Here is a 7,288-nt window from a genome sequence, read left to right as displayed (position 1 = left end):
CGCCGTCCGAAGCGGTCGGCGGCCAGCGCGATCGGCAGCGCGAGCACGCCGCCGAGCCGCACGATCGAACCGAGGTAGCCGAGGCTGCCTTCCGCGATCGCGAGATCGGCCTGGATCTGCTTGAGGTTCAGCTGGAAGAGGTAGACGTCGTACTGCTCGAAGAGCGAGACGATCGCGACCAGGCCGAGCACCCGCCATTGGCGCGCCGTCAGTTCGGGGGGTCGCCCGAGAAAGAACGCGAACTTGTACCAGCCGGGACGCTTCGCGACCTCGTGTTCCGCGCCCTTCGATTGCTGATCGTGCATGTGGCGATCCCTTTGCATGGGGTCCGCCCGTCGGGCGGGGGCGCGCGGTTCGTCAAGGCGTTCCGAGATTCCCGACGCGCAGCATGGTGCGCATGGGTTGGGCGAGATCCTCGAACGAGACGCCGTGGCGGAGCTTCCCCGCCAGGTGCAGTGAGAGCAGTCCGTGGAGTCCGGCCCAGAGCAGGTGGGCGACGACGTCGGGATCTCCCTGAAGGTCGCCGGCGTCGATCGCATCGCTCACCGCATCCCGGAGCGGTTGCCAGGCGCGGTCCTCGGCTTCACGCGTGGCGTCGGAGTCGGCGAGGCGCTTCAGCTCGAACATCAATCGGTAGGCGTCGGGCGATTCGAGCCCGAAGCGGATGTAGGACTCGCCCAGGCGGGAGAGCCGTTCGCGATGATCGTCGGTCGCGCGGAGCGCCTGCTCCTGGGCTTCGGCGAAGCGGCGGTAGGCGGCGATGCGGGTGGCCGCGAAGATCTCGGCCTTGCCCTCGAAGTAGCGGTAGGCCGCGGTGTGACTGCGGCCGAGGGCCTGGGCGAGTGCGCGCAGCGTGACGCCTTCGTAGCCGTGGGCGGCGAAGAGGGCCTCCGCTGCTTGGACGACCCGCGCCCGCTCGGCCTCGATCTCCTCGTGCGTCAGGGGATGGCGACCCACGGAAATAATGTACTTAGTAAATTAAACTAAGACAACGAAAAAAGCCGAATCCCGTGAGGCCCCCCAGGCCGTATCGTGAGCGCCCACTGGAGGAAATCGCGTGGCATCGACGGCTTCGAAGCACGACATCCGACTGCCCGGCGGTCGCACCGGCACGCCGCTCCAGATCGCGACGGCGAACCCGAAGAACCCGGCTGAGGCGATTGCGAAGGGGACGTCGCTGGCGACCTTTCCCCTCCCCGGGACGCTCTTCGTCCCCGACGGCGACGGTCCTTTCCCCGTGGTCATCGTGGTGCCGGGGAGTCTGGGCCTCGCCCCCTCGCACCTGGCGAAGTCCGAGCTCCTGGTCGAGGCCGGGATCGCCGCTTGTCCGATCGAGCCCTTCCTTGCGCGCAGCGTGACGTCCACCATCGCGAACCAGACCCAGTACTCCTTCGCAGCCAGCGCCTGGGACGTGTTGGTGACCGCGGCCGCGTTGGCGGAGCGGCCCGAGATCGACGCGACCCGGATCGGCGCCCAGGGTCACAGCCGGGGAGGATCGGCCGTGCTCACGGCGGCCGCCGTGCCCTTCGCCGCGGCGCATCCGGCCCCGAAGCTACGCGCGGTCTACGCGGCCTATCCGTGGAGTGGGCACCAGTTCGAGCGTCCCGAGCTCGGCGGCACGCGGGTGCGCGCGATCATCGGTGATCGCGACGACTGGTGTTCGGTGCAGCAGGTCCAGGCCCACGTGCACGCCATGACCCTGGCCGGGGGCGACGCCACGCTGCGCATCGTCGACGGCGCCCACCACAGCTTCGATCGCGCCACGCCCTTCGAGGCGCTTCCCGACGCACGCGTCGCACCGGCGGCGCCCACCGTCTACCTCGCCGACGATGGCGCGATGATCCACCCGGTCACGAACGCAGCCGACCCCGAGCTCGTCGATCGCGACCTGATGGTCTACGCGATCAAGGCCGGCTTCGGTCGAGAGGGCGCCCACATCGCCGGGCGCGAAGACCTCGCGCCCGTGTTCGACGAAGACATGCTGGCGTTCTGGCGCAGCGCGCTGGAGGCGTAACGCCTCAGTACCCGCTGCCTGCGGCGACGGGCAGCAGCCGCCCGTAGTTCTCGTGGGTCTCGCCGCGTTCCTGGGGAAACAGCATGCGTTCCCAGCCGCCGTACTTGGTGAGGAACACTTCGTCGATGCGCACCTTCTCGTCCGCGTCGGTGACCTGGCGGAAGGCGAAGGGATACTCGATGTCGTCGTGACGCACGCGGATGCGCGGGTTGCGTTGCAGGTTCGCCCACCAGCTGCTGTCCCCCGTCCGCAGCACGGCTTCTTCGCCTTCCATCGCTAGCCAGATGCGGGTGACGCGATCGCCGCCGTCGGGCTCGGTCGTCACCACGAGGATCGACCAGGCTTCGTCGGCGTCGTCCCAATCGATGGGCTCGGTGGCGAGCGGCGGTGACGCGCAGCCGAGTGACAGCAGAAGCGCCACTCCGAACCCGAGCGCTCGCAGCTTCACGACGGCTCTCCCGTGCCGAACACCTCGGCCGCCGCGTTCAGTGCCTGCACGGCCGCCGGGATCCCCGCGTATTGCGAGGTCTGCATCAAGACTTCGATCAGCTCGCCCTCGGTCCAGCCCACGTTGCGCGCCCCCTGCAGGTGGATCTTCAGCTCGTCGGTGCGCCCGAGGGCCGCCAGCTGCGACACCGTGGCGAGGCTGCGCTCCTTGATGGCAAGCCCGGGGCGCGACCAGAACCCGCCGAAGCAGGCCGTGCTCGCCAGCTCGAAGAACTCGGGTGCCAGGTCGCGGGCGGGCATCTTCTCGCCCTGGATGCCTCCGCCAAAGAGCTGCGCCATCACCTCGAGCGCGCGGGTTCGCTGGTCGTCGTCGGGCACGGGCGGTCTCCTCGTGGTCGGATCGCGCCCAGAATCGCAGAGTTCGTTCCACTGCGTCCAGCGGCCTAGGGAAGGGTCTCGAGCCAGGCGGAAAGTGCCTCCCCGATCGCGTCCGGCGAATCCTCCTGGACGTAGTGCAGCCCGGCGACGACGGTCTCGGTTTGATTCGGGAAGCCGCGCGCGAGCTCGACGGTCTTCCCGCGGACGAGCGCCCCGGGCTCGGCGCGGACGAAGAGCTTCGGTGTCTGGCTGTCTTGCAGGTAGGCGAGGTTGGCCTCGACGATTTCGAGCGTGTCTTCTGGCGTGCCGTCGATCGGAATCTCGCGCGGCCAGGTGAGGGTCGGCCGTCGGTCCTCCCCCGCGGCGCGATAGGGGGCCCGGTACTCGGCGAGCTCGGCTTCGCTGAGCTCGCGCATCACGAGCCGCGGGACCAGCGAGTCGACGAAGAAGTTCCGGCGCAGGATCAGCCACTCGCCCAGCCCGCCGCGCATCGCGCGAAACAGCAGCGACTGGCTGAACGCCATGTCGCCGAAGCGCGCCGGACGCAGGATCGCCTCCATGTGGGCGATGCCGCGAACCCGCTCGGGGTAGCGACGCGCCCAGTCGAAGCCGAGGGCCGAACCCCAGTCGTGTACGACGAGCACCACGTCGTCGTCGCCACTCACGGCCGCGAGGAAGGCTTCGAGATAGCGGCGATGTTCGACGAAGCGGTAGCGCCCGTCGGCCCCGTCGGGAGTGCGCGGCGGAAGCTTCGCCGAGTCGCCCATGCCCACGAGGTCGGGGGCCAGCACCCGACCATGGGGTTCGGCGTGGGGCCAGACGTTGCGCCAGAGGTACGACGACGTGGGATTGCCATGCAGGAAGACGATCGGGCGCCCCGCGCCGCGCTCGATGTAGGCCATCTCGACGCCCTCGACGGTGACACGCTGCTTCGCGCGCGCGAACGCGGAGGGTTCGGCCGGCGGGGCATGCACCGCGCAGCTGGTGGCCGCAACGGTGAGGCTGAGTCCGAGCGCGGCGACGCGGGCGCGACGGACGACGAGATTCCAGGGGGGCATGGCAGCTCCAGAGAGGGCGGGCGGGACCAAAGAGAGGCCAGACCGCTTAGCGCCGCCGGGATCGGTTCGCGAACATATCTCGCGAACCGCGCCCCGCGCGGACGCCGAGGAGGCCTCCGTGAGCGAGATCGACGCCTACGCCACCCACACCGTCACCAACCAGGCCACGGCCTTCGAAGACATCAACCTGTTCACCTCCGACGTCGCCCTCCGCGAGGGCACCGCAGCGATGGGCGCGGGCTGGGCGGAAGCGAAGCTGGTGGCCTTCGGTGCCCTGTGCGGGTCGGCCGAGTTCCGGGAGTGGGGTCACCAGGCGAACCGCCACGAACCCGAGCTGCGCACCCACGATCGCTTCGGACATCGCATCGACGAAGTGGCGTACCACCCGGCCTGGCACGAGGTGATGCGGCGCGCGATGGCTCACGAGGTGCACAACCTGCCCTGGCGTCACCGGCGCGCGGGCGGGCAGGTGGCGCGCAGCGCGCTCCACTCGATGCTCAGCCAGGTCGAGAGCGGGAGTTGCTGCCCGCTGACCATGACCTTCGCCGCGCGGCCCGCGCTCGCGGCCGACCCCGAGGTGCTGGCGGCCTGGGACGCCGGGCTGTGTGGCACCGAGTACCAGCCGGAGCTGCGGCCGGCGCCGGAGAAGCCCGCGGTGCTCATCGGGATGGCGATGACCGAGAAGCAGGGCGGTAGCGACGTGCGCGCGAACACGACGCGGGCGACGCCGACGGCGTCCTCATCGAACGGCACCGAGTACCGCCTGGTCGGCCACAAGTGGTTCTGCTCGGCGCCGATGTCCGACGCCTTCCTCACCCTGGCCCAGACCGACGCGGGCATCACCTGCTTCGTGGTGCCGCGGGTCCTGCCCGACGGCACCCGCAACGCCATCCGTATCCAGCGCCTGAAGGACAAGCTCGGCAATCGCTCGAACGCGTCGAGTGAGATCGAGTACGCGGGCACCCACGCCTGGCGCCTCGGAGAAGAAGGACGCGGCGTGCGCACGATCCTCGAGATGGTGCACCACACGCGACTCGACTGTGTCTCGGGCAGTACGGGTCTCATGCGTCAGGCGCTGGCCCAGGCGCTCCACCACGCGAGTGGGCGCGCGGTGTTCGGGAAGCGGCTGTTCGACCAGCCGCTCATGCAGTCGGTGCTCGGGGACCTCGCGCTCGAAGTCGAGGCGGCCACGGCATTGATGCTGCGCCTGGCCCAGGCCTTCGACCACGCGGAAGAAGACGAGGGCGAGCGCGCCTTCGCGCGGATCGCGACGGCGATCGGAAAGTACTGGGTGTGCAAGCGCGCCCCGTCGATGATCTACGAGGCGATGGAGTGTCTGGGCGGCGCGGGCTACGTCGAAGAGTCGATCCTGCCGCGGCTCTATCGCGAGGCGCCGGTGAACGCGATCTGGGAAGGGTCGGGGAACGTGATGTGCCTCGACGTGCTGCGTGCCATGGTGCGGGAGCCCGACTCGGTCACGGCGCTCTTCGGCGAGCTGCGCCGCACGAAGGGCACCGACGCGGCATTGGACGCCCACGTCGATCGGCTCGAGGCCGACCTGCGGAAGCCGGAAGACATCGAGCGCCGGGCACGCTCCCTCGTGGAAGGGCTTGCCCAGGCGCTGCAGGCGTCGGTACTCCTGCAGCGCGCGCCGTCGGCGGTGTCCGACGCCTTCGTCGCGGCCCGCATCGGCGCACCGGCCCAGACCTTCGGCGCGTTGCCCGCAGGCGTGGATACGGCGCCGCTCCTCGAGCGGGCACTTCCGGTCGAGCGCGGTTAGCGCCGCAGGCGCAGCGCTCCGCTCGCCCCGAGCAACACGACCAACAGCGCGGCTGCCCACGGGCCCAGGCTCGGCACCAGGGGCAACAGCACGAAGTTCGTGAAGAAGATGTCGTCGGCGACGGAGCTGATGTTCTCGGTGCCCGCGGTGACGTCGACGTCGATCGTTCCCTGGAAGGTCCCGATCACGTGGGAGCGGCCGCTGGCGTCCAGGGCCAGGCCGATGCCGCGTGCGGTCGCCGTGGACACACCCGAGGTGGAGTAGGCGACGCGGTAGGCACCCGTGTTGGTGTAGCTGGCGACGTAGGCCTGGGCGGCGCCCGACGGGTTGAGGATCGCCGTTCCGCCCGCCGGGTTGAAGTCCACCGCGTTGTTGAACTCGCCGGTGACGTAGAAATTCCCGGCGCCATCGACGGCGGCATCGAAGCCGCGGTCGACCGCGATATCGCCGAGGGGGAACGCGAAGCGCAAGGCACCTGCGGTGGTGTAGCTCGCGACGAAGGCATCGCCGCCGCCGGCCGAGGTCACGGTGGTGGTTCCCGCTCCGGGATCGAAGTCGACGGAGCCTTCGAACTGGCCGGTCACGAGCGCGTTTCCGCTGGCGTCCACGGCAACTCCGTTCCCGATGTCCGTCGTCGAGTCGCCGAGGCTCAGCGCGTAGCGAAGCGCTCCTGCGTCGGTGTAGCTGGCGAGGAAGGCGTCCCGGGCGCCGACGGCGTTCAGGGTGGTGACACCCGCGCCGGGTTCGAAGTCGGCCGAGCCGGTGAACGACCCGGTCACGTAGCTGTTGCCCGCGGTGTCGACGGCGATCCCGAGGCCTTCGTCGGCGAGCGTGCCACCTACACCGATGCCGAAGCGCAGCCCGCCGAGGGTGTCGTAGCTGGCGACGAAGATGTCGTTGACGCCGGCGGACGTGGCCGGGCTCGAGCCCGCGCCCGGGTCGAAGTCGATCGTGCCCGAGAAGAAGCCGGTGACGTAGCTGTTGCCCGCCGGGTCGACGGCGATGTCGGATCCCTGCTCGCCGTTCACCCCACTGTCGAGGTTGAACGCGTAGCGGAAGGCGCCGGCCGAGGTGTAGCTCGCGACGAAGAGGTTGCCGCTGCTCGAGTCGAGGGTCGCGGTGCCGGCGCCCGGGTCGAAGTCGACGATGCCCGAGAACCAGCCCGTGACGTAGATGTTGTCGAAACCGTCGACGGCGATTCCCCGCTCGGGGACCACGGCGTTCGAGCCCCCCAGCGCAAAGGCATACCGGAAGTTGCCCGTCGGCCCGTAGCTGGCCACGAAGTTCTCGTTCCCGACCGCTGTCAGGTTCGCGGTGCCGGCGCCCGGATCGAAGTCGACGGTCTGCCGGAACGAGCCGATGAGGGTCGTGTTGCCGTTGCTGTCGACGGCGACGTCTTCTCCCGCGTCCGCCTGGCCGGCGCCGAGGCCGAACCCGAACTGGGCCTGTGCCGCGGAGGCGAGCGCCAGGCTGAGCGCCACGGCGCACACGGCCTTCCCGGCCCATCCCTCGAATGCCCTGAACGGGCCCGTTCCCACTGCTGCTCGAAACTGCATCGTCGCTCTGCCTCCGCTGCTGCTGCTGGACGCCATTCTCTACGTCTTGCGGGGA

At 69.8% G+C, this 7,288-nt stretch carries 8 protein-coding genes; 2 read left to right on the top strand and 6 right to left on the bottom strand.

Annotated features, from left to right (window positions below; genetic code table 11):
• Both AAF430_13975 and AAF430_13970 read right to left on the bottom strand, forming a co-directional pair.
• On the bottom strand, window positions 1–305 hold a 305-nt coding region (locus AAF430_13975; protein ID MEM7411341.1), incomplete at its 3' end, for a hypothetical protein.
• A gap of 52 nt (window positions 306–357) precedes the next feature.
• Window positions 358–957: a TetR/AcrR family transcriptional regulator gene (locus AAF430_13970; protein MEM7411340.1), complete on the bottom strand. Its 600-nt coding sequence runs from the start codon at window positions 955–957 to the stop codon at window positions 358–360.
• Between the two features lie 100 nt (window positions 958–1,057).
• Here AAF430_13970 and AAF430_13965 point away from each other — a divergent pair, with 100 nt between their 5' ends.
• Complete coding sequence (locus AAF430_13965; protein ID MEM7411339.1) at window positions 1,058–2,014, top strand: dienelactone hydrolase family protein; 957 nt, start codon at window positions 1,058–1,060, stop codon at window positions 2,012–2,014.
• A 4-nt stretch (window positions 2,015–2,018) separates the two neighbouring features.
• Here the strand turns inward: AAF430_13965 and AAF430_13960 are convergent, their stop codons facing one another.
• The 3 genes from AAF430_13960 to AAF430_13950 all read right to left on the bottom strand — a co-directional run bounded on the left by AAF430_13960 (window position 2,019) and on the right by AAF430_13950 (window position 3,897).
• Entirely contained in the window at window positions 2,019–2,462 is a 444-nt protein-coding gene (locus tag AAF430_13960; GenBank protein MEM7411338.1) for a DUF2255 family protein, read from the bottom strand.
• Window positions 2,459–2,839 carry a carboxymuconolactone decarboxylase family protein gene (locus tag AAF430_13955; GenBank protein ID MEM7411337.1) on the bottom strand — a complete coding sequence of 127 codons (381 nt, stop codon included), beginning with the start codon at window positions 2,837–2,839 and terminating at the stop codon, window positions 2,459–2,461. Before AAF430_13955 ends, AAF430_13960 begins: the two co-directional genes overlap by 4 nt.
• Window positions 2,840–2,904: 65 nt before the next feature.
• Window positions 2,905–3,897, bottom strand: a complete 993-nt coding sequence (locus AAF430_13950; GenBank protein ID MEM7411336.1) for a haloalkane dehalogenase — start codon at window positions 3,895–3,897, stop codon at window positions 2,905–2,907.
• 118 nt (window positions 3,898–4,015) lie between these two features.
• On the opposite strand from AAF430_13950, the gene AAF430_13945 reads away from it, so the two are divergent.
• Entirely contained in the window at window positions 4,016–5,677 is a 1,662-nt protein-coding gene (locus tag AAF430_13945) for an isovaleryl-CoA dehydrogenase (protein ID MEM7411335.1), read from the top strand.
• Here AAF430_13945 and AAF430_13940 read toward each other — a convergent pair.
• On the bottom strand, window positions 5,674–7,233 hold the full coding sequence (locus AAF430_13940; protein ID MEM7411334.1) for an SBBP repeat-containing protein: 1,560 nt from the start codon (window positions 7,231–7,233) through the stop codon (window positions 5,674–5,676). The two genes, AAF430_13945 and AAF430_13940, sit on opposite strands and share 4 nt — an antisense overlap.
• Between the last annotated feature and the right edge of the window lie 55 nt (window positions 7,234–7,288).

The organism is Myxococcota bacterium (genome assembly GCA_039030075.1).
Lineage (GTDB): Bacteria > Myxococcota_A > UBA9160 > UBA9160 > SMWR01 > JAHEJV01.
This window is presented reverse-complemented; position numbering and strand designations above follow the sequence as displayed.